We start from the raw sequence: 25,885 nt of genomic DNA, 5'->3' as shown, positions 1-25,885 counted from the left end.
GCCGAGAACGCCCCCGAGCGGATGACCGGCGCCCAGGCGATCGTCCGGTCCCTCGAGGAGCTCGGCACCGACATCGTCTTCGGTCTGCCCGGCGGCGCCATCCTCCCGCTGTATGACCCCCTGTTCTCCTCCACCAAGCTGCGCCACGTGCTGGTGCGCCACGAGCAGGGTTCCGGCCACGCCGCCACCGGCTACGCCCAGGTGACCGGCAAGGTCGGCGTCTGCATCGCCACCTCCGGCCCGGGTGCCACCAACCTGGTCACCCCGCTGGCCGACGCCAACCTGGACTCCGTCCCGATGGTCGCCATCACCGGCCAGGTCGGCCGCTCCCTGCTGGGCACCGACGCCTTCCAGGAGGCCGACATCCGCGGTGTCACCATGCCGATCACGAAGCACAACTTCATGGTCACCGACCCCAACGACATCGCCCGCACCCTCATGGAGGCGTTCCACCTCGCCCTGACCGGTCGCCCCGGTCCGGTCCTCGTGGACATCCCCAAGGACATCCAGAACGCGGAGTTCGACTTCGTCTGGCCGCCGAAGATGGACCTGCCGGGCTACAAGCCGGTCACCACGCCGCACTCCCGCCAGATCACCCAGGCCGTCCAGATGATCGCCGAGGCCGAGCGCCCCTGCCTCTACATCGGCGGCGGCGTGATCAAGGCCGACGCCAACCAGGAGCTGCTGGAGTTCGCCGAGTACACCGGCATCCCGGTCGTCACCACCCTCATGGCGCTGGGCGCGTTCCCGGAGTCCCACCGCCTGCACATGGGCATGCCCGGCATGCACGGTGCCGTCCCGGCCGTCGGCGCCATGCAGCGCTCCGACCTGCTCATCGCCATCGGCGCGCGTTTCGACGACCGCGTCACCGGCAACCTCGACGAGTTCGCCCCGGACGCCAAGGTCATCCACGCCGACATCGACCCGGCGGAGATCGGCAAGATCCGGGAGGCCGCCGTCCCGATCGTCGGTGACGCCCGCGAGGTCCTCTCCGCGCTGCTGCGCACCTACAGGTCCTCCAAGAACCTCACCCCGCCGGAGATCTCCGAGTGGGTCGACTACCTCACGGACCTCAAGGTGCGCTTCCCGCGCGGCTACGACAAGCAGTCCGACGGCATGATGAGCCCGCAGTTCGTCATCGAGACCCTGTCGCAGGCCGCCGGTCCGGACGCCATCTACGTCGCGGGCGTCGGCCAGCACCAGATGTGGGCCGCCCAGTTCGTCGACTTCGAGAAGCCGCGCACCTGGCTCAACTCCGGTGGCCTGGGCACGATGGGCTACTCCGTCCCCGCCGCCATGGGCGCCAAGGCCGGCCTGCCGGACGCCGAGGTGTGGGCCATCGACGGTGACGGCTGCTTCCAGATGACCAATCAGGAGCTCACCACCGCCGCCGTCGAGGGCTTCCCGATCAAGGTCGCCCTCATCAACAACGGCAACCTGGGCATGGTCCGCCAGTGGCAGACCCTGTTCTACGGCGGCCGTTACTCCAACACCAAGCTCCGCGAGCAGGACGAGTACGTGCCGGACTTCGTCACCCTCTCCGAGGCACTGGGCTGCGTCGCCTTCCGTGTCACCCGGGAGGAGGACGTGCTGCCGACGATCCAGAAGGCCCGCGAGATCAACGACCGCCCCGTCGTCATCGACTTCATCGTCGGCGAGGACGCGCAGGTGTGGCCGATGGTCGCCGCCGGCGCCTCCAACTCCGACATCGAGTACGCCCGCGGCCTGCGTCCTTTCTTCGAGGGTGACGAGTCCGCCGGCGAGTCCCCGGCCGACATCCACGAGGTGCTCGAGGACGCCCAGGGGGAGACCGTCGAAGAGGTCCTCGAGGACCGCGCTGAGAAGAAGGAGAACTAGGACCCATGGCCAACACCGATATCGTCCGTAACACCCTCAGCGTCCTGGTGCAGGACGTCGACGGCATCATCTCGCGTGTCGCCGGCATGTTCACCCGCCGCGGCTACAACCTCGTGTCCATCGTCTCGGCCCACACCGACACCCCGGGCATCTCGCGCATCACCATCGTGGTCGACGCCAACGAGCTGGTCATCGAGCAGGTGACCAAGCAGCTCAACAAGATCATCCCGGTGCTCAAGGTCGTCCGCCTCGAGGAGGAGTCGACCATTGCCCGCGCCATCATGCTGGTGAAGGTCAACGCCGACAACACCAACCGCCCGCAGGTCGTCGACGCCGCGAACATCTTCCGCGCCCGCGTCGTCGACGTGGCCCAGGAGTCCGTGGTCATCGAGGCCACCGGTACCCCGGGCAAGCTGCGCGCCCTGCTGGAGGTCCTCGAGCCCTTCGGCATCCGCGAGCTCATCCAGTCCGGTCAGATCGCGCTCAACCGCGGTCCCAAGACGATGGCTCCCTCCAAGTAACACCCCACTAAATCCCACCAGGTGAGACGACACGCATGAAAGTCCCACCTGGTGGGGCACCCCTGTCTCATGTTGTGGTACAAACAACATCAGCACCTGTATAAGACGAAAGGCGAGATTTTCTCCCATGGCTATTGAACTGCTTTACGACGCTGACGCTGACCTCTCCCTCATCCAGGGCCGCAAGGTCGCCATCATCGGCTACGGCTCCCAGGGCCACGCCCACGCCCAGAACCTGCGTGACTCCGGCGTCGAGGTCTGCATCGGCCTGCGCGAGGGCTCCAAGTCCGCCGAGAAGGCCAAGGAGGCCGGCTTCGACGTCAAGACCAACGCCGACGCCGCCGCATGGGCCGACGTCATCATGCTGCTCGCCCCGGACACCTCCCAGAAGTCCATCTACGAGAACGACATCGAGCCGAACCTCAAGGACGGCGACGCACTGTTCTTCGGCCACGGCCTCAACGTCCACTTCGACCTGATCAAGCCGGCCGACAACATCGTCGTCGGCATGGTCGCCCCGAAGGGCCCGGGCCACCTCGTTCGTCGTCAGTTCGTCGACGGCAAGGGCGTTCCCTGCCTCATCGCCGTCGACCAGGACCCGAAGGGTAACGGCAAGGACCTCTGCCTGTCCTACGCCGCCGCCATCGGTGGCGCCCGCGCCGGCGTCATCCCGACCACCTTCGAGGCCGAGACCGTCACCGACCTGTTCGGTGAGCAGGCCGTCCTCTGCGGTGGCACCGAGGAGCTCGTCAAGACCGGTTTCGAGGTTCTGGTCGAGGCCGGCTACGAGCCCGAGATGGCCTACTTCGAGTGCCTCCACGAGCTCAAGCTCATCGTTGACCTCATGTTCGAGGGCGGCATCGCCAACATGAACTACTCGGTCTCCGACACCGCCGAGTTCGGTGGCTACCTGTCCGGCCCGCGCGTCATCGACGCCGACACCAAGGCCCGCATGAAGGACATCCTCACCGACATCCAGGACGGCACCTTCACCAAGCGCCTCATCGACAACGTCGAGAACGGCAACAAGGAGCTCGAGGGCCTGCGCGCCTCCTACGCCGAGCACCAGATCGAGGAGACCGGCTCCAAGCTGCGCGACCTCATGTCCTGGGTCAAGGTCGAGCTGAACGAGACCGCCTAGTCTCTTCGCTTATCGACGCCCCCGCCACTCACCCCTCCCGGTGGGCGGCGGGGGTTCGGCGTTTCGGGGCACCCCCGCAGCTGCCCTGCAAAATCGGACATATATACACGTCGCGAGCAGGGGGAATGCACGGAATTGAACGCTGTGCAGGGGAGTTTCTGCACAGACGGGGCTCAGGGGTGGAGCAGGTCGAGCAGGTGGCGGCGCAGCTCGGGGTCCGGGTCGACGCCGGCGCGGGGGCGGGGCAGGTCGACGCTGATGTCGGCGATGACCGTGGCGTCGGGGGAGGGGGACATGACGAGGATGCGGTCGGAGAGCAGGATGGCCTCGTCGACGTCGTGGGTGACCATGACGACGGTGCGCCGGTCGGCCTCCCACAGGGAGAGCAGTTCGAGCTGGAGGTCGCGGCGGGTGAGGGCGTCGAGGGCGCCGAAGGGTTCGTCGAGAAGCAGGATCTCGGGCTCGACGGCGAAGGCGCGGGCGATGCCGACGCGCTGCTGCATGCCGCCGGACAGTCGGGCGGGGCGGCGCTCGGCGGCGTGCGCGAGGCCGACGGCCGCGAGGTGCCGGTCGGCGATCTCCCGGCGCTCCTGCGCGCTGAGGTCCGGGCGCGTGGAGCGCAGTCCGAACTCGATGTTGCCGCGCGCGGTGAGCCAGGGGAGCAGGGCGTGGTCCTGGAAGACGACGGCGGGGCGGCCGTCGACGGTGACGTCCCCGGTGGAGGCGTGGTCGAGTCCGGCGACCATCGACAGGATTGTCGACTTGCCGCAGCCGGAGGGGCCGAGGAGGGAGACGAACTGGCCGGACTCGACGTCGATGGACGTCGGCGCGATGATCCGCGTGGATCCGTAAGAGCGGGTGATGTCGGTGAGGGTGATGGCGTTAGTCATAACGGACGGTCCTCTGCAGGGCGGCGACGAGGTGGTCGAGGATGAGGCCGGTGAGGCCGATGATGACGATGGCGACGACGATGGCGTCGATGTCGAGGCGGTTCCACATGTTCCACACGAAGAACCCGATGCCCTGGCCGCCGACGAGCATCTCGGCGGCGATGATGACCAGCCACGACGTCGACAGGGACAGCCGCAGGCCGGTGATGATGCCGGGCAGGGTCGCGGGCAGCCACACCTGGGTGACGGCCAGCCACAGGGGCGTGCCCAGGGTGGAGGTCAGCTTGAGGTAGGTGGGGTGGATGTGGCGCACCGCGTCGATGGTGTTGAGCAGGATGGGCCACAGGGCGGACAGGACGATGACGAAGACGGCGGTGCGCTCGGCGTCGTGAAGCAGGGCGAGACCGATGGGCAGCCACGCGAGCGGGGAGACAGGCCGGAGGATCTGCACGAGTGGGTCGAGGGCCCAGCGCAGGATCTGCAGGCGGCCCAGGAGGAAACCGAGGGGGATGGCGATCGCCGCCGCCAGTAGGAAGCCCACGAGTACGCGCCGCAGTGAGGTCACGAGGTGCCAGAAGATGCCGACGCTGCCGGGTCCGTCCCGGTAGAAGGGGTCGGAGAGGATCTCCACGCCGCGCCGCCAGACGCCGCCCGGGGTGGGGGCGAGGGACCCGGCGGGCACGAGGTTCCACAGCAGGAGGAACGCGACGAGGAGAACGAGGCCGAGCGCGGCCGCACGCAGCCGGGCACTCACACGAGCTCCCAGCGGCGCAGCTGGGTGCGCATCCACTCGAGGGCGGCCGGGTCGGTGGCGTCGCCGAAGTGCAGTCGCTCCTTGTCCACGACCTCCTCGCCGTCCCAGGTGAGGTAGCGGCCCTCGAAGACGGGCTCGAGCAGGGGAGCGGGCTGGTTGAGGTACTTCTCGTGGGAGAGCAGCTGCGAGGCCTCGGCGTGGTGGCCGGGGGAGTTGAGCCAGGCGGAGGCCTCGGCGAGGGCCTCGGTGACGGCGCGGGCCTGCTCGGGGTGGGCGGCGAGCCAGTCGTCACCCATGGCGACGGCGCAGCAGGGGTGGCGGTCCCAGAACTCCTTGGTCATGTGGAGGACGCGGCCGGTACCGGTGGTCAGGGCGCGCTGGTTGAAGGGCTCGGGGCCGATGAAGCCGTCGATGCCGCCGACCTCGAGCTGGGCGACCATGTCGGCGGGACGCAGCAGGCGCAGCTCGAGGTCGGCGGTGGGGTCGACGCCGGCGTCGGCGAGCGCGCTGCGCAGCAACAGGGAGTGGATGGAGTACTCGAAGGGGATGCCGATGACGCGCCCGCGCAGATCCGCCAGCCCGGAGACGGTGCCGTGCAGGTCGGAGGCGAGGGTGATGGCCTGGCCGTTGGTGTTGAGCGTGTAGGCCAGGGTGGTCGGGCGCGCGGTGGGGGTGACCGCCATGGGGGAGAGCATGTGCGTGACGTGCAGCTGTCCGGTGAGGTAGGCGGACCACAGGTCGGCCCAGCCGGCGAAACGGCGGAGGGAGACGGTGAGGCCGCGGCGTCGGAAAGCACCCAGGGCGTCGGCGACGGCGAGCGGCGCGGAGCAGGCGATGGGGACGTAACCGATGGTGAGCACATCGCCGGCCGGGGCGGGGGAGGGGACGGCGGAGACGGCGCGGCCGCCGAGCAGGCCGAGCGTGCCCAGGGCGGCGGCGCCGAGGAAGGTGCGGCGGGTCAACGCCATGTGGAACCTCCGGTACGAACTAAATAGACAGAATAGTCTTAACGGGAACGACCATACTGTACCGGTCGGTATGGTCCGGATGCGGGATAACATTCACGGACCCCACCAGCGCGCGTCCGGGCACGGGGATAGACTCATCGCCATGGGTTTCACCACGCCGAGCTACGACCTGCCTGACCTGTTCGCCCGCATCGACCGCGGCGACCTGCAGCTCCCCGATTTCCAGCGCTCCTACGCCTGGGACGTCGACCGGATCCGGTCGTTGCTCGTCACCGTGCTGCGCGGCTACCCGGTGGGTTCGCTGCTGTCGCTCGACACCCGCAACGCCCCCATGCGGTTCCGTCCGCGCCCCATCGCCGGCGCCCCCACCCCCGTCTCCGATCCCGGGCTGCTGCTTCTCGACGGCCAGCAGCGCCTCACCACCCTCTACCACTGCCTCCAGGGCGACGGCGCGGTGGACACCGTCGACTTCCGCTCCAAGCGCATCCGCCGCACCTTCTACGTCGACGTCGCCCGCGCCGTCGACTCCCAGGTCATGACCGACGAGGCCGTGTTCTCCGTCGACGACGACGGCATCATCAAGTCACACTTCGGCCCCGAGATCGCCGGCGGCATCCCCGACCGCGACGCCGCCATCGCCCACGGCTGCCTGCCCGTCGCGGACCTGTTGTGGGACTCCGGCACCGACCTGCTCTTCGACATGGCCGTCGCCCGCCCGGAGATGCGCGAGGTGGTCAAACGATTCTACGACCGCATCGTCAAGCCCCTCGCCGCCTACGACATCCCCATGATCCGCCTGGCGCGCGAGACCGCCCAGACCGGCGTGGGCTCCATCTTCGCCCAGGCCAACTCCGCCGGCCTGCAGATGGACGTCTTCGAACTGCTCACCGCCGTCTTCGCCACCGAGGACCCGGACTTCTCCCTCGCCGGGGACTGGGCGGAGACCCGCCGCATCCTGGGCCGCTACCCGGCGCTCGACCGCATCGACCGCACCGACTTCCTCACCGCCGTCTCCCTGCTGGTCACCTCCCGCAACGGCCATGCCGCCGGGCAGCGCGAGGACATCCTCAACCTCACCCTCGCCGACTACCTCCACGCCCGCCGCGAACTGCGCATCACCTTCCTGGAGACCGCCGAGTTCCTCTCCCAGCGCTGCATGCTCACCATCGACCAGGTGCCCTACACCGCGCAGCTCATCCCCCTGGCCGTCATCTTCGCCCGCCTCGCGGACACCCCCCGCGCGCTGGCGTCGACGAAGGCGTGGGACAAGCTCAACCAGTGGTTCTGGTGCGGCATCTTCGGCGAGCTCTACGGCTCCGCGGCCGTGATCAACCGCTCCGCGCGCGACGTCGACCAGGTCACCGCCTGGATCGAGGGCCGCACCGAGGAGGTGCCCAAGACCATCCGCGACGCCTCCTTCTCCGAGTCCCGCTTCTTCTCCGTCCGCGAGAACTCCGGCGTGTACCAGGGCATCTACGCCCTGCTCATGGCCCGCGGCGCCCGGGACTGGCGCACCTCCCAGCCCTTCGACCGCTGGACCTTCCCCGAGCTGCAGCCCGGTTTCCACCGCGTGTTCCCCCAGGAGTGGTGCCGCGACAACGGCATCGAGGACGTCGTCGCCAACAGCGTGCTCAACCGCACCCCCATGGGCAAGCGCACCGAGGTCGTCATCGACGGGTATGCCCCCACCCGGTACCTCTCCCGCGTGCAGACCAAGTCGCTGCTCGAGGACTCCGAGTTCGACACCGTCCTGGGCACGCACGAGCTGAACACGGACCTGCTGTACCAGTCCGACTTCCCGAACTTCCTGCGTGACCGGCGTTCCCGCTTCCTCGGCATGGTCGAGTACGCGATGGGCAAGCCCGCGCTGCGCGACGTCGACGACCGCGACTACAGCGGCGGCGACGAGGGGCCCAACGCGTTCTCTGCGTGAACGGGGGTGGCCGGTTGAGTGGCCTGCCTCATAAACGGGCAGGTCATGCGACAACGACGTCCGGTACCGACTAAAGTGTTATCCGTTCCACGCCCCGACTTTCCGGGGCCACCTTTTTCACAGCTGGGAGATAACACGTGAGCAAGCCCGTCGTCCTTATCGCCGACAAACTGGCACCGTCCACCGTAGATGCGCTCGGAGACGCCGTGGAGGTGCGTTGGGTCGACGGCCCGAACACCCCGGAGCTGCTTGCCGCCGTCCCGGAGGCTGACGCCCTGCTGGTCCGTTCCGCGACCACCGTCACCCGCGAGGTCCTCGAGTCCGCCCCGAACCTGAAGATCGTCGGCCGCGCCGGCGTCGGCCTGGACAACGTCGACATCGACGCCGCCACCGAGCGCGGCGTCATGGTCGTCAACGCCCCGACCTCCAACATCCACTCCGCCTGTGAGCACGCCATCGCCCTGCTGATGTCCACCGTGCGCCAGATCCCGGCTGCTGACGCCACCCTGCGTGACGGCGAGTGGAAGCGCTCCGCCTTCAAGGGCGTCGAGATCTTCGGCAAGACCATCGGTATCGTCGGCTTCGGCCACATCGGCCAGCTGTTCGCCCAGCGTCTCTCCGCCTTCGAGACCGAGATCATCGCCTACGACCCGTACGCGAACCCGACCCGCGCCGCCCAGCTGGGTGTGGAGCTCGTCGAGCTGGAGGAGCTGGTCTCCCGCGCCGACATCATCACCATCCACCTGCCCAAGACCAAGGAGACGGCCGGCATGTTCAACGCCGAGCTGCTCGCCAAGTCGAAGAAGGGCCAGATCATCATCAACGCGGCCCGCGGTGGCCTCGTCGATGAGCAGGCCCTGGCCGACGCCATCAAGTCCGGCCACATCTGGGGCGCCGGCTTCGACGTCTTCTCCACCGAGCCGTGCACCGACTCCCCGCTGTTCGGCCTGCCGGAGGTCGTTGTGACCCCGCACCTGGGCGCCTCCACCGAAGAGGCCCAGGACCGCGCCGGCACCGACGTCGCCGCCTCTGTCCTCAAGGCCCTGGCCGGCGAGTTCGTCCCGGACGCCGTCAACGTCTCCGGCGGTCGCGTCGGCGAGGAGGTCTCCCTGTGGCTGGACCTGACCCGCAAGCTGGGTCTGCTCGCCGGCCAGCTTCTCGACGCCGCCCCGGTCGCCGTCGAGGTCGAGGCCCGCGGTGAGCTGTCCACAGAGGATGACCTCTCCGTGCTCGGCCTGTCCGCCGTCCGTGGCCTGTTCTCCGCCACCACCGACGAGCCGGTCACCTTCGTCAACGCCCCGCAGATCGCGGAGTCCCGTGGCCTGGACTACAAGGTGGAGACCGCCACCGAGTCCACCACCCACCGTTCCTCCGTCGAGGTCAAGGCCATCGGCGCCGACGGCTCCTCCCGTTCCGTCGTCGGTGCCCTCACCGGCCTGGAGCGCGTCGAGAAGATCGTGCGTATCGACGAGCGCGGCCTGGACATGCGCGCCGAGGGCCGCAACCTCTTCCTCGAGTACACCGACGCCCCGGGTGCCCTGGGCAAGGTCGGTTCCCAGCTGGGCGAGGCCGGCATCAACATCGAGGCCGCCGCTCTGACCCAGGCCGCCAAGGGTGACGGTGCCATCCTGGTCCTGCGCGTGGACGCCGAGGTCCCGGAGACCCTGGAGAAGCAGATCGCCGAGTCCCTGGGTGCCACCAGCGCCATCCAGCTCGACCTGGACTAACAGCTCATCGACGGCGTGCCACCCGGTCCCTCCCGGACCGGGGCGGCACGCCGTCGGCGATTCCGGGGCTAGTCCGGAACGACGGTGGGGTCGACGACACCCACCGCGACGGCCAGGTCCTCCCAGCTCATGCCGACGCACTTGAACACGCGGGGGCGGCTGATGTCCAACTCGACGCCGCCGGTGACGAGGTCGACGAGGTCGACGAGGTCGTCCTCGGCGAGGACCCCCTCGCGGACGGGCTGGATGACGTCACCGGCCTCGCGCAGGGCGGTGGCGCGGTCCTCGACGACGACCTGCGCGCGCCCCATGAGCTGCGAGTCGAGTTCGCGGAACTCCGGCTCGTGGGAGCCCATGGCGACGACGACGGCATGGTCGGGGACGAGGGCGCCGTCGAAAAGCGGGGTGGGGGCGGAGGTGCAGCAGACGATGAGGGAGGCGTCGGCGACGTCCTCGGCCACGCCGGCGCGGGCCGCGAGCCCGAGGTCGCGGGCGACGGCGACGGTGGCGTCGGTACGCGCAGGATGGCGGCCGCAGACGACGACCTCGCCGATGTCGCGGACCTCCGCCATCGCGGCGATGTGGGTGTGCGCCTGCGGGCCGGTGCCGAACACGACCATCCGGTCGATCGACTCCGGTGCGAGGTAATCAACGGCGACGGCGCTGACGGCCGGGGTACGCAGGGCGGTGAGCGAGTTGCCCTCCATGATGGCCTGCGGGGTGAGGGTCTCGGTGTCCATGAGGATGTACATCGCCTGGATGCGCGGCCGGTCCTTCGACGGGTTGTCGGGGGAGACGGTGGCGATCTTCGTGCCGGTCCACCCGCCGAGCACCGACGGCATGAGCAGCATGTGCCCGGTGCCGGCGGGGATGTTGATGCGCGCGGGATCGACGTCCGGACGGAAACCCTCACGGAGGGCGTGGTCGAGGAGTCGGCGGGCGCGTCCCACGGAGACGGCGGCGGTGATGTCGGCGGGGGAGATGGTGCGGGGGGGCATGTGTTCCTTTCTCAGGGGAGGTCGGGGGCGTTGGCCGCTTCCCGACGCGCGATCGCCGGCGCGAAGATGACGGCCAGCAGCGAGATGGCGGCGGTGATGATGATGTAGATGGCGATGGGGTGCCACTGGTCTTTGAACTCGTGGAGCAGCCAGGTGGCGATGAGCGGGGCGGTGCCGCCGGCGACCGCGGCACCGATCTGGTAGCCGAGGGTGACGCCGGTGTAGCGGATCCGGGCGGAGAAGATCTCCGAGCTCATGGTGCCCAGGGTGCCGGTGACCGGCGGCCACACCACACCCAGGCCGATGACCACCGCCGCGAACACCGCCCAGTTGGCACCGGTGTCCAGGAGCAGGAAGAACGGGAAGGCGAAGGCCGCGATGGCCAGCGCACCGGTGACGTACACCCTTGTGCGTCCCACCCGGTCCGAGAGGGCACCCATGACGGGGATCATGAACGTCGACACCAACGCGCCGAGACTCACCGCGTTGAGCACGGTGGAGCGCTCGAAACTGAGGGTGCCCGTCGCGTACGAGGCGACGAACGTGGCGAAGATGTAGAACGGCGCGGTCTCCACGACCTTGATGCCCACGGACACGAGCACGGCGGGGAAGTGGTGGCGCAGGGTCTCCAGGATCGGCAGCTTAGCGACGCCGTCCTCCTCCCGCGCCGCCTTGAAGTGCGGCGTCTCACCCAGGCCGGAGCGGATCCACAGGCCGACGAGCACGAGGACGATGGAGGCGATGAACGGGATACGCCAACCGATGCCGAGGAGGAACTCGTCACCGAAGAAGGACACGGCGGCGAAGGCCAGCGAGGACAGCAGCATGCCGATGGTGATGCCCATCTGCGGCACAGAGCCGAAGAAGCCGCGGCGCTTGGCGGGGGCGTTCTCGAAGGCGAGCAGCATGGCACCGCCCCACTCGCCGCCGATGGCCAGGCCCTGGATGATGCGGAAGACCACCAGCAGGATCGGGGCGGCGATGCCGATCTGGTCGTAGGTGGGGATGAGGCCGATGGCCACGGTGGCCACACCCATCATCACCAACGTGACCACGAGCGTGACCTTGCGGCCGACGCGGTCACCGAAGTGGGAGAAGACGATGCCGCCGAAGGGGCGGACGAAGAACGTCAGCGCCAGCGTCAGGTACGACAGCATCTGCGAGACGAAGGGGGCCTCGGTGGGGAAGAACTGATGGTTGAAGATCAGCGCTGACGCCGTCGCGTAGAGGAAGAAGTCGTACCACTCGATGGAGCTGCCGGCGAGGGAGCCGGCGAGGACGCGGCGGTCCCGTCTCTTGTCGGTGGGCGGGCTGGAGCTGGCTACAGACATGGTGTGGGCCTTCGGGCCACGGGACATGTGCTGTGATTGGTGCCACAGTACAATGTTACTGGGGTGGGAGTCCAGACCCGGGTGGGGTGTCGCGACCCCGCGGGCGTCAGGCCCAGACGCCGGTGACGTGACCCAGGTGGGCGGCCATGACGGTGTTCATCCGCCCGGGATCGCGGTCGGCGATGGCGTCGACGATGTCGAGGTGCTCGCGCGCGGTCTTCTCCAGCTCACCCTGCTCCGCCAGGGCGCGCAGGCCGGTGAGGCGGGCGAGGGAGCGGAGGGAGCGGACGTGGCGGACCGCGACGTCGTTACCCGCGGCCTTGAGGAGTCCCAGGTGGAGCGAGGTGTCGAGGCGGATGAACTCGATGAGGTCACCGTCGACGGCGGCCTGCAGGGAGTCTGCGGCCAGGCGGCGGGCGGCCGCCAGCTGTTCGTCCGGCATGCCGTGGGCGGCGACCCGCAGCATGAGGGGGATCTCGATGAAGCCGCGCAGCTCCACGTGCTGCGCGCGGGTCTCCGGAGAGAACTCGAGCACCCGGTAGCCCTTGTAACGCAGGGCCCGTACGTGGCCCTCGGTGGCCAGGTCGAGCATGGCCTCGCGGACCGGGGTGGCGGAGATCCCGAACTCCTCCGCCAGGGTGGGCGCGCTGAGGACCACTCCCGGGGCGATGTCGCCGACGATGAACGCGTGACGCAGGTGTTCGGCGACCTGCTCGCGCAGCGGCATGTCCCGCGGCTCGTCGAGGCGGGGGAGGCGGTGCGAGTCGGGGAGTGAGGGGTGGGAGGGCATACCGCGCATTATGCCGGATCGGTCGGTGGTCGGGCGTTGCGCGGGGCCCCACAGGAATGGACAACCCGGTCTACTGCGCCCTGCCGCGGGGGACTTTTATTCACACTGCTCCCGGTGTGAAAAGCCAGCTAGAAACCCCTTCCGTCGCCGCTCCGAACAAAAATAGACCGAACAGTATGGCTAATCTAGACGGATAGGTGTTGAATGGTCCCGACACCGAACGACGCCAAGGAGCATTGATGAGCGACCTCACCCCGAACCACACCGCCGGACAGCCACTGGAGCCGATCGACGCCGAGAAGCTCGCCCAGCTCGCCCAGAAGAACATCGACAACCCGGAGGGCGGCCGCAAGAAGATTCGCACCCACACCGAGGCCGACGGCAAGTTCCGCAATTACACGCAGGTCCGTGACCTCGAGCCGGTCCTGGTCTCCGAGCCGCCGGCCCTCCTCGGCGACGACACCGCGCCGAACCCCACCGAGATCGCCCAGGCCGGCCTCGCCGCCTGCATCTCCGTGGGCATCCAGGCGATCGCCACCCACCGGGGCGTCACCCTGACGAAGATCGCCGTCGACATCGAGTCCGACATCGACGTCTCCCCGACCTGGGGTGTCGGTGACCTCAACGAGGGCAAGCGTCCGGGCGTCTCCGATGTCCGCGTCAAGGTCGAGATCGAGGGCGACGCTGACCGTGAAACCCTGCAGAAGATCCACGACGACGCCATCCAGTGGTCCCCGGTGGTCAACACCTACACCCGCCCGGCCGTCCTGACCTCGGAGCTGGTGTGACCATGACGACTGCACTCCTCGACACCATCGCCGGCAACGCCAAGGCCGTCGACCGCAACGAGCTCTCCGCCCGCTACGGCATCGAGCTGCTCGGCTCCCAGCAGCTGTTCATCCGTGAAAACCTGCAGGAGACCGCCCGCCAGCTGCGCGAGATCGCCGCGGTGGATCTCTCCGTCGCCTTCGGTATCTGGGCCCACACGATGGTGATCACCTACCTGCGCACGGCCGACACCGATTACGTCCGTTACGTCCTCCCGGCCCTGGAGAACGGCACCCGCCCGGGCGTCACCGGCATGGCCCCGGCCTTCAAGGAGGCCGCCGGCGCCGGCACCATCGACCTCACCGCCACCCCCGCGGAGGACGGCTACGTGCTCAACGGCACGCTCGCCTGGGCCTCCAATCTGGCGGACGACGCCGTCATCGTCACCGCCGCCCGTACCCCCTCGGGGGAGCGCCTGCTCGTCGCCTTCGACGGCTGCGCCCCGGGCGTCACCCTCGGCACCCCTTTCGCACTTCTCGGCCTCAACGCCACCTCCTCGGCCGGGATCACCCTGGACAACGTCCCGGTCCCGGCGGGCCAGGTGCTCTCCCGTGACTTCGAGGCCTTCATCTCCACGGTGCGTCCGACCTTCCTCATCCTGCAGACCTCCGAGTGCCTCGGCGTGGCGGATGCGGCGATCGACGCCGCCGCCACCCGCCTGACCGGCGTCAACGAGGTGCTCACGGAGGACGTCGAGAAGTTGCGTGCGGAGATCACCCACCTCATCCACACGCAGGATCTCATAGCCGCGGTGCTCGACGACGGCGCCACCGTCGACCGGGTCAAGCTCCTCGAGCTGCGTCTCGACGCCGCCCGCGCCGCCGTCGACGCCACCGCCCTCGAGGTCCGCGTCGCGGGCGGGGCCGGGTACGCCCAGTCCTCCCCGGCCTCCCGCCGGTTCCGCGAAGCGGCCTTCATTCCGGTACAGTCGCCGTCCGAGACTCAGCTGACGTGGGAGCTTCGCCGGGCGAAGCAGGAGGGATGACGTTGACAGTGGCCGATCTGACCGTCACCGGCGACCAGCTCCGGGCCGCCGTGGGTACGTTCCCCTCCGGCGTCACCGTGGTGACCACGCTGAAGGAGGACGGCTCGGACGTCGGTCTGACGGTCTCCGCCTTCTCCTCGCTGTCGCTGGAGCCGGCGATGGTGGTGCTGGCGGTGGACAACGGCTCGACCTCGCTGCCGTACCTCACCGTCGGCGCGCCGCTGGGCATCTCCGTGCTGGCGGACGGCCAGGGGCCGGTCGCGTACCAGTTCTCCCGTCGCGGGGTGGACCGGTTCGCGGGCGTCGACACGCATCGTGGGGGGCGCGGTGTCGCGCTTCTCGACGGCGCCGCCGCCTGGTTCGCCGGTGAGATCGTCCACGCCTACCCGGGTGGGGACCACACGATCCTCACCGTCGCCGTCCACGACTGCGGCACTCATGAGTCGGCCCGTCCGTTGCTCTACCAGCGCGGACAGGTGCACGACTGGCCGGAGTACCAGATTTAACGGTCCTGCGGCTCCTGGTCGACGAGCTCCTCGTCCTCCGGGATCTCGTCGGCCGGACGCGGGGGAATCGCGCGGATCTGGTCCCGGCTGAGGCCGGGGCCGAAGGGGCGCGGCTGCAGGGGGACCTCGGCCCCCGTGCGCAGGGACTCCTCGGCGGCGGCGAAGACGCGGACATCCGCGAGTCCCTCCGCGCCGTCCGGTTCCGGGCGCACCCCCGCGCGCACGCAGTCGACGAAGTAGCGGATCTCGCCCGCGAACTGGTCGAAGGATTCCGCGGTGCGGGATTCCTCGCCGTCATCGGTGGTGATCGTGTACGTGCGGGGCGGTTCCGGGTCGAAGCCGTAGCAGGAGTCACTGGTGATCGATCCCCGCGAGCCGACGAGGGTGAAGGAGTCGACGTCACCGGCCGCGTAGCTCAGCGTGTACTGCGCGATGCGGTCGTCGGGGAAACGCAGGGTGACGCCGACGGTGTCGCGGAAGTTGAATTCGCGGTCGTCCTGACGGGTACCCAGCGCGTGGACCCTCACCGGTTCGGCGCGGAAGAGGTGGCGCACCAGGTTGAGGGGGTAGGCGCCGAAGTCGGGGACCGGGCCGCCCCAGAATCCGCTGTGCCCGCGGTGGTTGTCCTCGTTGATGTCGTGGGTGAACACCGAGGTGAAGCTGCGGGTCTCGCCGACGTCGCCACGCGCCACCCGCTCGGCGAGCTCCACCATGTAGGCGTCCTGGTGCATGCGGTAGGCGACCATGAGGGTGGCCCCGCTGCGTTCCGCCGCCGCGATCAGCACCTCGCAGTCCTCCACGGAGGTGGCCATCGGCTTCTCCAGGAGCACGTGGATGCCGGCCTCCAGGGCGGGTTCGGCGAACTCGCGGTGGCGGAACACCGGCGTGGCCACGTAGACGGCGTCGATGTCGCCGCTGGCCAGCAGCCGGTCGTAGGAGGAGTAGTCGTGGACGTCGACACTGTCGTCGAGGGCGTCGGCCTTCTCGTCTGAACCGGTGACGGCGGCGACGAGCGCCACGTCGTCGAGACTGCGCAGGGCCGGGAGGAAGGCCTGCTGGGTGATCTGGCCGACGCCGACGACGGCGATACGGAAGGGGGCGTCGTATGCGGAAGTGTTCATGTCCCCAGGCTTCGGAGATCGGTTCGTGCACGAGCGCGGGTGCGGGCTGCTAGAATCGCCACCAGTTCAGCAGGTGAGAAAGGAATCCCACAGAATGAAACTTGCAGTCATTGGCGGCGACGGCATCGGCCCGGAGGTCACCGAGGAGGCCCTCAAGGTCCTGCGCGCGGTGCGCGACGACATCGAGACCACCGACTACGACCTCGGCGCGCGTCGTTACCTGCGCAACGGTGAGCTGCTCACCGACGCCGACCTCGATTCCCTCCGCGAGCACGACGCCATCCTGCTCGGTGCCATCGGCGCCCCGGACACCGTCGCCCCCGGCGTCCTCGAGCGCGGCCTGCTGCTCAAGATGCGTTTCGCCCTCGATCACCACGTCAACCTGCGCCCCTCCAAGCTGTACGAGGGCGTCGAGTCCCCGCTGAAGAACCCGGGCGAGATCGACTTCGTCGTCGTCCGCGAGGGCACTGAGGGCGCCTACACCGGCAACGGCGGCGCCATCCGCGTCGGCACCCCGCACGAGGTGGCCAACGAAACCTCCGTCAACACCCGCTACGGCGCCGAGCGCGTCGTCCGCTACGCCTTCGAGCTGGCCATGACCCGCCGCAAGCACCTCACCCTCGTGCACAAGACCAACGTGCTCGTCCACGGCGGCGGCATGTGGCAGCGCACCGTCGACGAGGTCGCCACCGAGTACCCCGAGGTCACCGTCGAGTACTCGCACATCGACGCCGCGACCATCTACCTCATCACCAACCCCTCGCGCTTCGACGTCATCGTCACCGACAACCTCTTCGGCGACATCATCACCGACGAGGCGGGCGCCGTCTCCGGCGGCATCGGCCTGGCCGCCTCCGGCAACATCGACGCCACCGGCACCAACCCCTCCATGTTCGAGCCGGTCCACGGCTCCGCCCCGGACATCACCGGCCAGGGCATCGCCGACCCGACCGCGGCCATCCTCTCCGCCGCCATGCTGCTGCGCCACCTCGGTGACGAGGACAACGCCGCCCGCATCGAGGCCGCCGTCGCCGAGGACGTGGCCACCCGCACCGGCCAGATCCGCACCACGGAGGTCGGTGACCGCATCGCGGCCGCCCTGCAGTAACGTGTCTGCATAAACCCACCCCTATATAAAGGAGCATCCATGAGGCGATTGACGGCCGCGCTGACCATGACCACCACGCTGACCCTCATCGCCGGATGCACCACCTCCGCCGACAACGGCGGCGGCACCGGGGAGGGCGACTCCGGTCGCCCCACCCTCGAGATGGCCTCCTCCGAGGTCATCGCCGACGCCGCCGACAACGGCGTCGACACCTCGGCCCGCCTCTTCGAGTCCTCCGACGTCGTGGTCGTCGCCGCCGACACCCCGGAGGACCTCTCCCGCGGCGTCCACCTCGCCATCGCCGGGGGAGCACCGCTGCTCACCGCCGGTGACCAGGCCGCCGTCGACGCCGAGATCGAACGACTCGGCGTCGAGCGCGTCATCACCGTCGGCGAGGTCGGCCCGCTTATCGACGGCCCGGAGATCACCCCGGCGACCCCGGCGGAGACCCCGGCGTCGATCAGCGCCGGTGTGGCGGCCTCCCTCGACGCGGAGACCGCGGAGGGCATGGAGGGGCTCGAGCACGCCGAACACCCGCTGGACATGCCGCCGATGCTCGCCACCGACGCCACCTCGCTGGCGTCGATCGCCACCGCGCGGGCCGCCGGTGCCGACGTCCACGTGTTGTCCTATCCCGACCCGCGCATCACCTCCGAGTCGATGGCGCTGGTCACCGAGCAGGACGTCCTCGCCCTCGGCGACGAGTTCGGCTCCCAGGAGCGCCTCGACACCGCCATCGAGATGGCCGCCAACGGCGAGCTGCCCGGCGGCGGCGGACTGGTGTTCCCGGGTCGCCGCATGATCGCCTTCTACGGCCACCCCTCCGGCGACGCCCTCGGCGTCATGGGCGAGCAGCCCCCGGCGGAGGCCGTCGATCGGGTCAAGGCGCACATCGAGAACTACCAGCCGCTCGAGGAGCAGCCGGTCGTCCCGGCGTTCGAGATCATCGTCACCGTCGCCTCCGAGTTCCCGGGCGAGGACGGCAAGTTCACCAACGTCGGCAACCCGGAGGACTTCCTCGGCTACATCGACGCCATCACCGACGCCGGTGGCTACGCCTTCCTCGACCTCCAGCCCGGCCAGGCGTCCTTCCTCGAGCAGGCCAAGGTCTACGAGGACCTGCTCAAGCGCCCCAACGTCGGCCTGGCTCTTGACCCCGAGTGGAACCTGCAGCCCGGCGAGCAGCCGTTGCAGCGCGTCGGCCACGCCGAGGCCGCCGAGATCAACGAGGTCTCCGAGTGGCTGGCCCAGCTCGTCCGCGACAACAACCTGCCGCAGAAGGGCCTCATCGTCCACCAGTTCCAGCTGCAGATGCTGCGCGACCGCGACCAGATCAACACCGACCACCCGGAGCTGTCCTTCATCCTCCACGCCGACGGACACGGTGGCCCGGAGCAGAAGTTCGACACCTGGAACGTCATGCGCCAGGACCTCTCCGACGACTGGTTCATGGCCTGGAAGAATTTCATCGACGAGGACAACCCCACCTTCACCCCGGAGGAGACGTACAACAACGTCGACCCCCGCCCCTGGTTCGTCTCCTACCAGTAACCTGGGCGCATGAGCGCCGCCCCGCAGAAAGGCCAGTCCCGCCGCTACTAGGTGAGCATCCTGCTCTCCTCCGTCCTCGGACTCGCCGTGACCACCGGGCTGCTGTTAGGCGGCGTCATCGGCGACGACGTCATGACGCTGCTCATCCTCTACTACCTGGTCACCTGGGTGGTGTTCTGCCCGCTCTACCTCGTGTGGACCCACCGGCAGTGGAGTCGCACCGACCTCGCGGAGCTGGAACCGATGGCCCGGGAGGGCCGTCGGCCCCGGTGGGGGACCGCCTCGGGTGTGGGCCACCCGGAGTGGTGGTCGATCCAGGCGGGCGTCATCTCCGCCCTCATCGTCATCGCCGCCTCCCGCCTCAACCTCTTCCCCGACCAGCTGTGGCTGCCCCTGCTGGGGCTGCTCACCGTCGCCGGATCCTGGGCGCTCATGGTCTACGCCTTCGCGGAGAAGTACCTCGACCTGCACCTGCGCGGCGAGGAGATCGACCTGCCCGACCAGCACGCGGACGGGGTGCCGGAGTTCGGGGACTTCCTCTCCCACTCGGTGGCGGTGTTCACCATGAGCGGGGTGCACACCCGATCCCGGGCCGCCCGCAGCGCGGTGCGTTCCCACACGCTCGTCGCCTTCGGCTTCAACACGGTCATCGTCGCCATGACCGTCAGCCTCCTGTTCACCTGAGTTGTGTCCACATCCAGGCGAAAGGCTCCCGGCGCGGCGTGGACCCCACTACGCTGAAGACATGACCGTCGAACTCGAAGAAGTCCGCGAATTCATCGCTGACCTTGAGCCCTTCACCCGCCTCCCCGAGGTCGAGCTTGATGCCCTCCCCGCCCGGATGACGATGGAGTACGTCCGACGGGGTGAGGACATCATCCGCCGGGGCGCGGTGAATGACCACCTCTACATCATCCGTTCCGGCGCCGTGGACGTCATCGGCGACGACGGGCTCCTCCTCGACCGGCGTGACGACGGCCGCAGCTTCGGCTACTCCACCCTCCTGGGGGAGACGGAGTCGAAGTACACGATGACCGCGGTGGAGGACTCCCTCCTCCTGCTGCTCCCACGCGCGGAGTTCCTCGCCCTGGCGGAGCGCAACCCGGACATCCTGCGCTTCTACTCCTCCCAGTCCCGCCGCATCCGCGCCGCCGCGGAGGAACTGCGCGGCGACTCCTCCTCGGATGTCCTGCGCACCAAGCTGGGGGAGTTCAAGATCCCCAACCCCGTCTCCATCGCGCCGACCGCGACGATCCGCGAGGCCGCCGAGCTCATGGAGCAGCACAAGGTGTCCTCGCTGCTCATCACCTCCGACGGGCAGCTGGCCGGCATCGTCACCGACCGCGACCTCCGCGGTCGCGTCGTGGCGCAGGGCCTGGACATCTCCCTCCCCGTCACGGAGATCATGACCCCGCGCCCCCGCACGGTGAACTCCGAGACCCTGGCCTTCGAGGCCATGCTCATCATGGCGGAGATGCGCATCCATCACCTCCCGATCGTGGATGAGGGGCAGCTGACCGGCATCGTCACCACCGCCGACGTCATGCGTCTGCTGCGCCACGATCCCATCTACCTCACCGCGGAGTTCTCCCGCCGCAACTCCGCCGAGGAGCTCAAGGACGCCTACTCCCAGGCCTCCGAGGTCGCCGCCCGCTTCATCGAACGCGGCGCCTCCGCCGAGGAGACCTCCGGCATCATGACCATCGCCGCGGACTCGCTGGCCCGCCGCCTGCTCAAGCTGGGCGAGGAGAAGTTCGGCGCGCCCCCGGTGCCTTACACCTTCGTCGTCCTCGGCTCCCAGGGGCGTCGCGAGATGGGCCTGGCCTCCGACCAGGACAACGCCCTGGTGCTGGACAACTCCTACAAGGAGGCCGAGCACGGGGAGTACTTCGCCCAGCTCAGCGAGTTCGTCTGCCAGGGCCTGCACACCGCCGGCCAGATCCTGTGCCCCGGCGACATGATGGCGTCGAACCCGCAGTGGCGCATGACCCGGGAGCAGTGGATCGACACGTTCCACCACTGGGTCACCGCCCCGGAGCCCGACGCCCTCCTGCACGCGCAGACCTTCTTCGACTTCCGCGGCATCCACGGCGACACGGAGCTGGCGGACTTCGTGCACAACAACGCCGTCGGCCTGGCCCGCGGGGCGCGTCGCATGCACGCGCACCTGGCGGCCCTCGCCGCCCGCCGCGAGCCACCCCTCGGCTTCTTCCGTGGCCTCGTCGTCGACCGGTCCGGCGAGTACGCCAACACACTCAACGTGAAGAAGGGCGGCACCGCCGGCATCGTCCAGATGGCGCGCCTGTTCTCTCTGTCCAGCGGCGTCACCGCCCTGGGCACCCGGCAGCGGCTGCTCGAGTCCGCCGCCGCGGGTGGCGTCTCCGAGCGGGGTGCCAACGACCTGGTCGACGCGTTCGACTACCTCAACTCCATCACCCTGCGTCACCAGGCGGCCCAGCTGCGGGAGGACACCGTCCCCGACTACAACATCGACCCGAACAAGCTGGGCAAGATGGACCGCGAGCACCTGCGGGACAGCTTCCAGATTATCAAGGGCATCCAGAACGCGCTGGCCACGAAGTACCTGGTGAGGAACATCTGATGTGGCCCTTCCGTTCTGATCCCTCCCGGAAGGCGACCGGCGCCCTCAGGGAGTTCTACGACGCCCCGCCGCCGGAGGACCGCACCCCGCTCGACGAGCTGCCCCTGCTGGCCGTCGACGTCGAGACCACCGGCATGGATCCGGCGCAGCACCAACTGGTCTCCATCGGCTGGGTGCCCGTCACCGGGCGGCAGGTGGACCTGGCAGGGGCCGGGTACGTCATCCTGCGGGGCTCGGAGGGATTCTCCGTGGGTTCGTCCGCCACGATCCACCGCCTCACCGACGACGAGATCGCCATGGGCGTGGAGCCGGAGGAGGCGGTGGGCAGCTTCCTCGCGGCTCTGCAGGGGCGCGTCATGCTCGCCCATTTCGCAGCCATGGAGGAGGGGTTCCTCTCCGCGGCCTGCCAGCGGCTCTACGGGGCACCCCTGAAAGTGAAGACGGTAGACACCTTCGCCATCGAACGTCGCTACATGGAACGGATGGGCACCTACCCCCGGGGTGAGGATCTCCGCCTCGCCCGGGTCCGCGCGCGCTACGGGCTGCCCGCCTACAAGAACCACAACGCGCTCACCGATGCCCTCGCGTGTGCGGAGCAGTACCTGGCGCACCGGGCGACCCTCAGCGTCGACTCATTGAAGGATGTCATGAATTGATGCCCCAGGGCGGTATGTAGAGTATTGGCCATGCGCTTTGGAAGAATCGCCCACCCCGAGGGCTTCAGTTTCGTCGTCATCGACGGTGAGGGCAGTGAGCTCGCTGACCTCACCGCCAAGGAAATCAAGGACACCCCCTACACCGAGCCGGAGTACACCGGCCGGGAGTGGCCGCTGGCGGACGTGCGTCTGCTGGCCCCGACCCTCCCGAGCAAGGTCGTGGCCATCGGCCGTAACTACGCCGACCACGTCGCCGAGGTGTTCAAGGAGTCCGCGGAGCACCTGCCGCCGACCCTGTTCCTCAAGCCCCCGACCGCGGTCATCGGCCCGGACGCCGCCATCAAGATCCCGGAGTTCGCCACCAAGGTCGAGTTCGAGGGTGAGCTCGCGGTGGTCGTCGGCCAAGTCGCCAAGAACGTCAAGGCCGCCGACTGGAAGTCCGTCGTCCGTGGCTTCACCATCGTCAACGACGTCTCCTCCCGTGACCTGCAGTTCGCCGACGGCCAGTGGGCACGCGCCAAGGGCATCGACACCTTCTGCCCGCTGGGCCCCTGGATCGAGACCGACATCGACGCCTTCGACCTGGACAACCTGTCCATCAAGGCCCACCTCACCCACGACGGTGAGCGCGCCACCAAGCAGGACTCCAACTCCAACCAGATGATCATGAAGATGGGCGAGATCATCGAGTTCATCACCGCCTCCATGACCCTGCTGCCGGGCGACGTCATCTGCACCGGTTCCCCGGCCGGCACCGAGGCCATGCAACCCGGTGACACCATCGAGGTCGAGATCGAGGGTCTGGGCATCCTGCGCAACCCGATCGAGCGGGCTTAAGGGAGCGACAATGCACGACCACGGTGGTCACGAGCACACGGACTTCGACTTGTTCTACGCGGCCGGCCACCGCTGGTCGGGTAACCCGAACGAGGCACTGATCCGGGAGGCGGGGGAACTCACCCCGGGTCGGGTCCTCGACATCGGCTGCGGCGAGGGGGCCGACGCCGTGTGGCTGGCCGAACAGGGCTGGCACGTCACCGCGATCGACACCGCCGAGGTGGCGGTGGAACGGGCGCGGGCGATGGCCGCCGAACGCGGCGTCGACAAGCAGATCACCTTCGAGGTTGCCACCCTCGCCGATTGGCTCGACTCCTACCTGGGGGAGAGCTTCGACCTCATCTGCGGTTTCTTTTTCCCGGCCCCGGTGGTCACCGAGCAGGCGCGCGAGCTGGCGCGGATGTTGCACCCGGGCGGGACGATGCTGTGGGTCGACCATGACTGGGGCGGGCAGCGTCCGGAGCGCATGAGCCCGCTGCAGATGGAGGCGCTCATCACCGACCTCGTGGCGGAGACGGACATCCGCCGCAGCCCCCGCAACGTCACGCACGGGGCGGGCGCGCACCACCACGAGGATCTGATCCTCCGCGCGGTGCGTTAGAGGCCGAGAGAGCGCAGGATCGTCCGCAGCTTGGCGGACGTCTCGGCGAGTTCCTCCGCGGGGTCGGAATCCGCGACGATGCCGCCACCCGCCCAGGCACGCGCCATGGTGCCGTCGCCAGCGACCTCGGCGCAGCGGATGGCCACCATGTACTCGCCGTCGCCGGAGCTGTCGCACCAGCCGACGGCGCCGGCGTAGAAGCCGCGGTCGGATTCAGCGGTGTGGATGAGGGTCTCCGCGGCGTGCGTCGGCGTGCCGCAGATCGCCGGGGTGGGGTGCGCCTGCACGGCCAGCTCCAGGGCGGAGGTCGCCGGATTCTTGAGCGTACCGACGATGGGGGTCGCGAGATGCCACATCTCGTTGGTCCGCGTCACCTCCGGGGTGCCGGGGATGTCGAGCCGTTCGCAGTAGGGGGCGAGCTTCTCCCGCAGGTGCTCCACGACGTAGGCGTGCTCCTCCAGGTCCTTGGCGGACCCGGCCAGACGCTTACCGACGCCCGCGTCGAGCACCGGGTCGACGTGGCGCGGCGCTGAACCAGCCAGCGGGTAGGCGGTGACGGTCGAGCCCTGACGCTTGACCAGGACCTCCGGGGAGGAGCCGACGATCATGTCGCCCTCGCGGCCGGCGGGGGTGAGGTCGGCGATGAAGCCGTCGCGGTTGTAGGAGTTGTCGATGAGGCGGGCGGCCACGAGCAGCGGATCCACCGGCGGGTCGAAGGCGATGTCGACGGCGCGCGCGAGAACGACCTTCTGCAGCTTGGAGGCCCGGATCGTACCGACGGCGGCCTCCACGCGGCGCAGGTGCTCCTCCGGCTCCGGATCGACGCCCGCGATCACGGCGTGGAGGATCGCGCCCTCGCCCTGGCGGTAGTAGGAGTGGGGCTCCAGCGGCCCCTCCTCGCGGATGATCCGCTCCGGCACGGTGAGCGCGGCGGGGGCCTGGACGTCGAAGGGCAGGGCGCCGACGACCATCTCGACACGCCCGCTACGCAGGGCGTCGACGGCGTCCCACGGGTCGGTGAATGTCTCCCGCGACCCCTGGGTGCGTACTGAGCCGTGCGCCCGGGACAAGAGGAAGTCCGGGGCGGTCACAGGTCGGTGGGCACACATGGGGAGACAGTCTAGTACCCACTTAATGTCCCCACATTTTGAGGTCTGCTCTCCGCTTTTCCTGGGACTGATGTGACAATTGTTGCTAATGTGGCTCGATGTGAGTGTCAAGTACCTCGGCCAGCGCGCCGCCGTCTCCGCCGTGGCTGTCTGGGCTGCCATCGCCGTAGTCTTCTCCCTCGCCTCCTTCGCTGCCGTTGCACCCGCGCACGCGCAGTCCTCGGGGATGTCGTCGGCGCTGTCCTCCGGTCTGTCCTCGGCCCTCAGCGCCGGGGCCGTCACCCCGCTGTCGGTGGGCGGCCGCGAGGCGCTCGTCTCCCTGCCGCACGACTACGACCCGGCGCTGACCTACCCGGTCATGCTCGTCTTCGGCGGCTACGGTGCCTCCCCGGAGGACATGGCCTCCACCTCCGGCCTCCACGGCTCGGCGAACGCGATCGTGGCGTACGCGCGCGGCATCGACAACACGTGGGCGGGGGCCCCGTACTCGGCGATGACGATGGAGGAGGACATTCGCTTCGCCCGCGCCATCGTCGATGAGCTCTCCTATGACCACCTCGTCGACCGCTCGCGCGTCTACGCCATCGGCCACTCCAACGGCGGTGCCTTCGCCATCGCCCTGGCCTGCCGCGCCCCCGACCTTGTAACCGGCGCGGTGAGCGTGTCCGGCATGTTCTACGAGGGCATCGACGCCGACTGCGCCGACGTCCCCGTCCCGGTCCTGTTCCTCCACGCCGCGAACGACGACGTCGCCGTCCCCGCGGGCGGCCTCCGCCACGGCACGCCCTTTGAGGCGGTCGGCGGCGTCTTCGACCACTGGGCGGGGCGCAACGGCTGCCTCCCCGAGACCTCCGCCCGATGGACCTCCGCCGTCGGTGCCTCCGTCCACGCGGTGAATGGCTGCCAGGCGGAGACGGAGTTCGTCCTCTCCGCCACTGCCGGCCACCAGTGGCCCTTTTACGCCGCCCAGGAGGCGTGGCACTTCCTCTCCCGGCAGGTCGGCTGACCCACCTTGTGGCGACCGCCTGCCCCGGCAGCGAGGTGCGCAGCGGGGGGTGTCCACGTGGACGC

The 25,885-nt window shown here is 69.1% G+C and carries 24 protein-coding genes; 16 read left to right on the top strand and 8 right to left on the bottom strand.

The features are described from left to right. The first annotated feature begins 21 nt into the window (after nt 1-21). The 3 genes from B9Y70_RS08065 (at nt 22) to ilvC (ending at nt 3,519) form a co-directional block, all read left to right on the top strand. A complete protein-coding gene (locus tag B9Y70_RS08065; protein ID WP_420838442.1) occupies nt 22-1,857 on the top strand; it encodes an acetolactate synthase large subunit in 1,836 nt (611 codons plus the stop codon). A 5-nt stretch (nt 1,858-1,862) separates the two neighbouring features. Further along, entirely contained in the window at nt 1,863-2,378 is a 516-nt protein-coding gene (gene ilvN, locus B9Y70_RS08060) for an acetolactate synthase small subunit (RefSeq protein ID WP_085549751.1), read from the top strand. 127 nt (nt 2,379-2,505) lie between these two features. After that, entirely contained in the window at nt 2,506-3,519 is a 1,014-nt protein-coding gene (gene ilvC, locus B9Y70_RS08055; RefSeq protein ID WP_085549750.1) for a ketol-acid reductoisomerase, read from the top strand. Nucleotides 3,520-3,692: 173 nt separating this feature from the next. On the opposite strand, the gene B9Y70_RS08050 is transcribed toward ilvC, so the two are convergent. From B9Y70_RS08050 to B9Y70_RS08040, 3 genes are read right to left on the bottom strand one after another with little or no spacing between them, the layout of a single operon-like run. Next, the gene (locus tag B9Y70_RS08050) at nt 3,693-4,409 is read right to left on the bottom strand and encodes an ABC transporter ATP-binding protein (protein ID WP_085549749.1); all 717 of its coding nucleotides are present in this window, start codon (nt 4,407-4,409) and stop codon (nt 3,693-3,695) included. Next, nucleotides 4,402-5,106 (bottom strand): ABC transporter permease, encoded by a 705-nt coding sequence (locus B9Y70_RS08045; RefSeq protein WP_240309192.1) that lies wholly within the window; start codon nt 5,104-5,106, stop codon nt 4,402-4,404. Before B9Y70_RS08045 ends, B9Y70_RS08050 begins: the two co-directional genes overlap by 8 nt. 53 nt (nt 5,107-5,159) lie before the next feature. Further along, nucleotides 5,160-6,131, bottom strand: coding sequence for an ABC transporter substrate-binding protein (locus B9Y70_RS08040; protein ID WP_085549747.1), 972 nt, complete (start codon nt 6,129-6,131; stop codon nt 5,160-5,162). 142 nt (nt 6,132-6,273) lie between these two features. On the opposite strand from B9Y70_RS08040, the gene B9Y70_RS08035 reads away from it, so the two are divergent. Next, a complete protein-coding gene (locus B9Y70_RS08035; protein ID WP_085549746.1) occupies nt 6,274-8,064 on the top strand; it encodes a GmrSD restriction endonuclease domain-containing protein in 1,791 nt (596 codons plus the stop codon). A gap of 137 nt (nt 8,065-8,201) precedes the next feature. Beyond that, entirely contained in the window at nt 8,202-9,791 is a 1,590-nt protein-coding gene (gene serA, locus B9Y70_RS08030; RefSeq protein WP_085549745.1) for a phosphoglycerate dehydrogenase, read from the top strand. A gap of 68 nt (nt 9,792-9,859) precedes the next feature. Here serA and B9Y70_RS08025 read toward each other — a convergent pair whose 3' ends face one another. The 3 genes from B9Y70_RS08025 to B9Y70_RS08015 form a co-directional block, all read right to left on the bottom strand. Then, nucleotides 9,860-10,789, bottom strand: coding sequence for an ornithine cyclodeaminase family protein (locus tag B9Y70_RS08025; RefSeq protein ID WP_085549744.1), 930 nt, complete (start codon nt 10,787-10,789; stop codon nt 9,860-9,862). Nucleotides 10,790-10,800: 11 nt separating this feature from the next. Next, on the bottom strand, nt 10,801-12,120 hold the full coding sequence (locus B9Y70_RS08020; protein WP_085549860.1) for an MFS transporter: 1,320 nt from the start codon (nt 12,118-12,120) through the stop codon (nt 10,801-10,803). A 106-nt stretch (nt 12,121-12,226) separates the two neighbouring features. Then, nucleotides 12,227-12,910, bottom strand: a complete 684-nt coding sequence (locus B9Y70_RS08015; protein ID WP_085549743.1) for a GntR family transcriptional regulator — start codon at nt 12,908-12,910, stop codon at nt 12,227-12,229. Between the two features lie 239 nt (nt 12,911-13,149). On the opposite strand from B9Y70_RS08015, the gene B9Y70_RS08010 reads away from it, so the two are divergent. From B9Y70_RS08010 to B9Y70_RS08000, 3 genes are read left to right on the top strand one after another with little or no spacing between them, the layout of a single operon-like run. Next, nucleotides 13,150-13,698, top strand: a complete 549-nt coding sequence (locus tag B9Y70_RS08010) for an OsmC family protein (RefSeq protein ID WP_085549742.1) — start codon at nt 13,150-13,152, stop codon at nt 13,696-13,698. Between the two features lie 2 nt (nt 13,699-13,700). Further along, nucleotides 13,701-14,723, top strand: a complete 1,023-nt coding sequence (locus tag B9Y70_RS08005; RefSeq protein WP_085549741.1) for an acyl-CoA dehydrogenase family protein — start codon at nt 13,701-13,703, stop codon at nt 14,721-14,723. Continuing rightward, complete coding sequence (locus B9Y70_RS08000) at nt 14,720-15,229, top strand: flavin reductase family protein (protein WP_162841656.1); 510 nt, start codon at nt 14,720-14,722, stop codon at nt 15,227-15,229. The genes B9Y70_RS08005 and B9Y70_RS08000 overlap by 4 nt, the downstream gene beginning before the upstream one ends. Here the strand turns inward: B9Y70_RS08000 and B9Y70_RS07995 are convergent. Then, entirely contained in the window at nt 15,226-16,350 is a 1,125-nt protein-coding gene (locus tag B9Y70_RS07995; protein ID WP_085549739.1) for a Gfo/Idh/MocA family protein, read from the bottom strand. The two genes, B9Y70_RS08000 and B9Y70_RS07995, sit on opposite strands and share 4 nt — an antisense overlap. Before the next feature lie 94 nt (nt 16,351-16,444). Between B9Y70_RS07995 and B9Y70_RS07990 the strand changes: the two genes are divergently transcribed. The 7 genes from B9Y70_RS07990 (at nt 16,445) to B9Y70_RS12935 (ending at nt 23,705) form a co-directional block, all read left to right on the top strand. Then, complete coding sequence (locus B9Y70_RS07990) at nt 16,445-17,458, top strand: 3-isopropylmalate dehydrogenase (protein ID WP_085549738.1); 1,014 nt, start codon at nt 16,445-16,447, stop codon at nt 17,456-17,458. A 39-nt stretch (nt 17,459-17,497) separates the two neighbouring features. Continuing rightward, nucleotides 17,498-19,009, top strand: a complete 1,512-nt coding sequence (locus B9Y70_RS07985) for a cell wall-binding repeat 2 family protein (RefSeq protein ID WP_085549737.1) — start codon at nt 17,498-17,500, stop codon at nt 19,007-19,009. Nucleotides 19,010-19,060: 51 nt separating this feature from the next. Continuing rightward, on the top strand, nt 19,061-19,693 hold the full coding sequence (locus tag B9Y70_RS07980) for a DUF1345 domain-containing protein (protein ID WP_085549736.1): 633 nt from the start codon (nt 19,061-19,063) through the stop codon (nt 19,691-19,693). A 61-nt stretch (nt 19,694-19,754) separates the two neighbouring features. Continuing rightward, nucleotides 19,755-21,611, top strand: coding sequence for a DUF294 nucleotidyltransferase-like domain-containing protein (locus B9Y70_RS07975; RefSeq protein ID WP_085549735.1), 1,857 nt, complete (start codon nt 19,755-19,757; stop codon nt 21,609-21,611). Next, nucleotides 21,611-22,267 carry an exonuclease domain-containing protein gene (locus B9Y70_RS07970; RefSeq protein WP_085549734.1) on the top strand — a complete coding sequence of 219 codons (657 nt, stop codon included), beginning with the start codon at nt 21,611-21,613 and terminating at the stop codon, nt 22,265-22,267. The genes B9Y70_RS07975 and B9Y70_RS07970 overlap by 1 nt, the downstream gene beginning before the upstream one ends. 30 nt (nt 22,268-22,297) lie before the next feature. Further along, nucleotides 22,298-23,104 carry a fumarylacetoacetate hydrolase family protein gene (locus B9Y70_RS07965; protein ID WP_085549733.1) on the top strand — a complete coding sequence of 269 codons (807 nt, stop codon included), beginning with the start codon at nt 22,298-22,300 and terminating at the stop codon, nt 23,102-23,104. A gap of 10 nt (nt 23,105-23,114) precedes the next feature. Next, complete coding sequence (locus tag B9Y70_RS12935) at nt 23,115-23,705, top strand: SAM-dependent methyltransferase (RefSeq protein WP_085549732.1); 591 nt, start codon at nt 23,115-23,117, stop codon at nt 23,703-23,705. On the opposite strand, the gene B9Y70_RS07955 is transcribed toward B9Y70_RS12935, so the two are convergent. Beyond that, entirely contained in the window at nt 23,702-24,814 is a 1,113-nt protein-coding gene (locus B9Y70_RS07955; protein ID WP_085549731.1) for an isochorismate synthase, read from the bottom strand. The genes B9Y70_RS12935 and B9Y70_RS07955 overlap by 4 nt on opposite strands. Before the next feature lie 100 nt (nt 24,815-24,914). Here B9Y70_RS07955 and B9Y70_RS07950 point away from each other — a divergent pair, with 100 nt between their 5' ends. After that, on the top strand, nt 24,915-25,820 hold the full coding sequence (locus B9Y70_RS07950; RefSeq protein WP_159449797.1) for a CE1 family esterase: 906 nt from the start codon (nt 24,915-24,917) through the stop codon (nt 25,818-25,820). The last annotated feature ends 65 nt before the right edge of the window (nt 25,821-25,885 follow it).

The sequence above is a fragment of the Corynebacterium pollutisoli genome (genome assembly GCF_900177745.1).
Taxonomy (GTDB): Bacteria; Actinomycetota; Actinomycetes; order Mycobacteriales; family Mycobacteriaceae; genus Corynebacterium; species Corynebacterium pollutisoli.
This window is presented reverse-complemented; position numbering and strand designations above follow the sequence as displayed.

What these genes read in the sequence shown, in the direction of transcription:
- B9Y70_RS07975 (WP_085549735.1), top strand. Translation starts at nt 19,755, where the DNA reads ATGACCGTCGAACTCGAAGAAGTCCGCGAATTCATCGCTGACCTTGAG.
- B9Y70_RS07955 (WP_085549731.1), bottom strand. Translation starts at nt 24,814, where the DNA reads ATGTGTGCCCACCGACCTGTGACCGCCCCGGACTTCCTCTTGTCCCGG.
- B9Y70_RS08035 (WP_085549746.1), top strand. Translation starts at nt 6,274, where the DNA reads ATGGGTTTCACCACGCCGAGCTACGACCTGCCTGACCTGTTCGCCCGC.
- B9Y70_RS08005 (WP_085549741.1), top strand. Translation starts at nt 13,701, where the DNA reads ATGACGACTGCACTCCTCGACACCATCGCCGGCAACGCCAAGGCCGTC.
- B9Y70_RS08050 (WP_085549749.1), bottom strand. Translation starts at nt 4,409, where the DNA reads ATGACTAACGCCATCACCCTCACCGACATCACCCGCTCTTACGGATCC.
- B9Y70_RS07990 (WP_085549738.1), top strand. Translation starts at nt 16,445, where the DNA reads ATGAAACTTGCAGTCATTGGCGGCGACGGCATCGGCCCGGAGGTCACC.
- ilvC (WP_085549750.1), top strand. Translation starts at nt 2,506, where the DNA reads ATGGCTATTGAACTGCTTTACGACGCTGACGCTGACCTCTCCCTCATC.
- B9Y70_RS12935 (WP_085549732.1), top strand. Translation starts at nt 23,115, where the DNA reads ATGCACGACCACGGTGGTCACGAGCACACGGACTTCGACTTGTTCTAC.
- B9Y70_RS08015 (WP_085549743.1), bottom strand. Translation starts at nt 12,910, where the DNA reads ATGCCCTCCCACCCCTCACTCCCCGACTCGCACCGCCTCCCCCGCCTC.
- B9Y70_RS08000 (WP_162841656.1), top strand. Translation starts at nt 14,720, where the DNA reads ATGACGTTGACAGTGGCCGATCTGACCGTCACCGGCGACCAGCTCCGG.
- B9Y70_RS08040 (WP_085549747.1), bottom strand. Translation starts at nt 6,131, where the DNA reads ATGGCGTTGACCCGCCGCACCTTCCTCGGCGCCGCCGCCCTGGGCACG.
- B9Y70_RS07995 (WP_085549739.1), bottom strand. Translation starts at nt 16,350, where the DNA reads ATGAACACTTCCGCATACGACGCCCCCTTCCGTATCGCCGTCGTCGGC.
- B9Y70_RS08020 (WP_085549860.1), bottom strand. Translation starts at nt 12,120, where the DNA reads ATGTCTGTAGCCAGCTCCAGCCCGCCCACCGACAAGAGACGGGACCGC.
- B9Y70_RS07965 (WP_085549733.1), top strand. Translation starts at nt 22,298, where the DNA reads ATGCGCTTTGGAAGAATCGCCCACCCCGAGGGCTTCAGTTTCGTCGTC.
- ilvN (WP_085549751.1), top strand. Translation starts at nt 1,863, where the DNA reads ATGGCCAACACCGATATCGTCCGTAACACCCTCAGCGTCCTGGTGCAG.
- B9Y70_RS07970 (WP_085549734.1), top strand. Translation starts at nt 21,611, where the DNA reads ATGTGGCCCTTCCGTTCTGATCCCTCCCGGAAGGCGACCGGCGCCCTC.
- B9Y70_RS07985 (WP_085549737.1), top strand. Translation starts at nt 17,498, where the DNA reads ATGAGGCGATTGACGGCCGCGCTGACCATGACCACCACGCTGACCCTC.
- B9Y70_RS08010 (WP_085549742.1), top strand. Translation starts at nt 13,150, where the DNA reads ATGAGCGACCTCACCCCGAACCACACCGCCGGACAGCCACTGGAGCCG.
- B9Y70_RS08065 (WP_420838442.1), top strand. Translation starts at nt 22, where the DNA reads ATGACCGGCGCCCAGGCGATCGTCCGGTCCCTCGAGGAGCTCGGCACC.
- B9Y70_RS08025 (WP_085549744.1), bottom strand. Translation starts at nt 10,789, where the DNA reads ATGCCCCCCCGCACCATCTCCCCCGCCGACATCACCGCCGCCGTCTCC.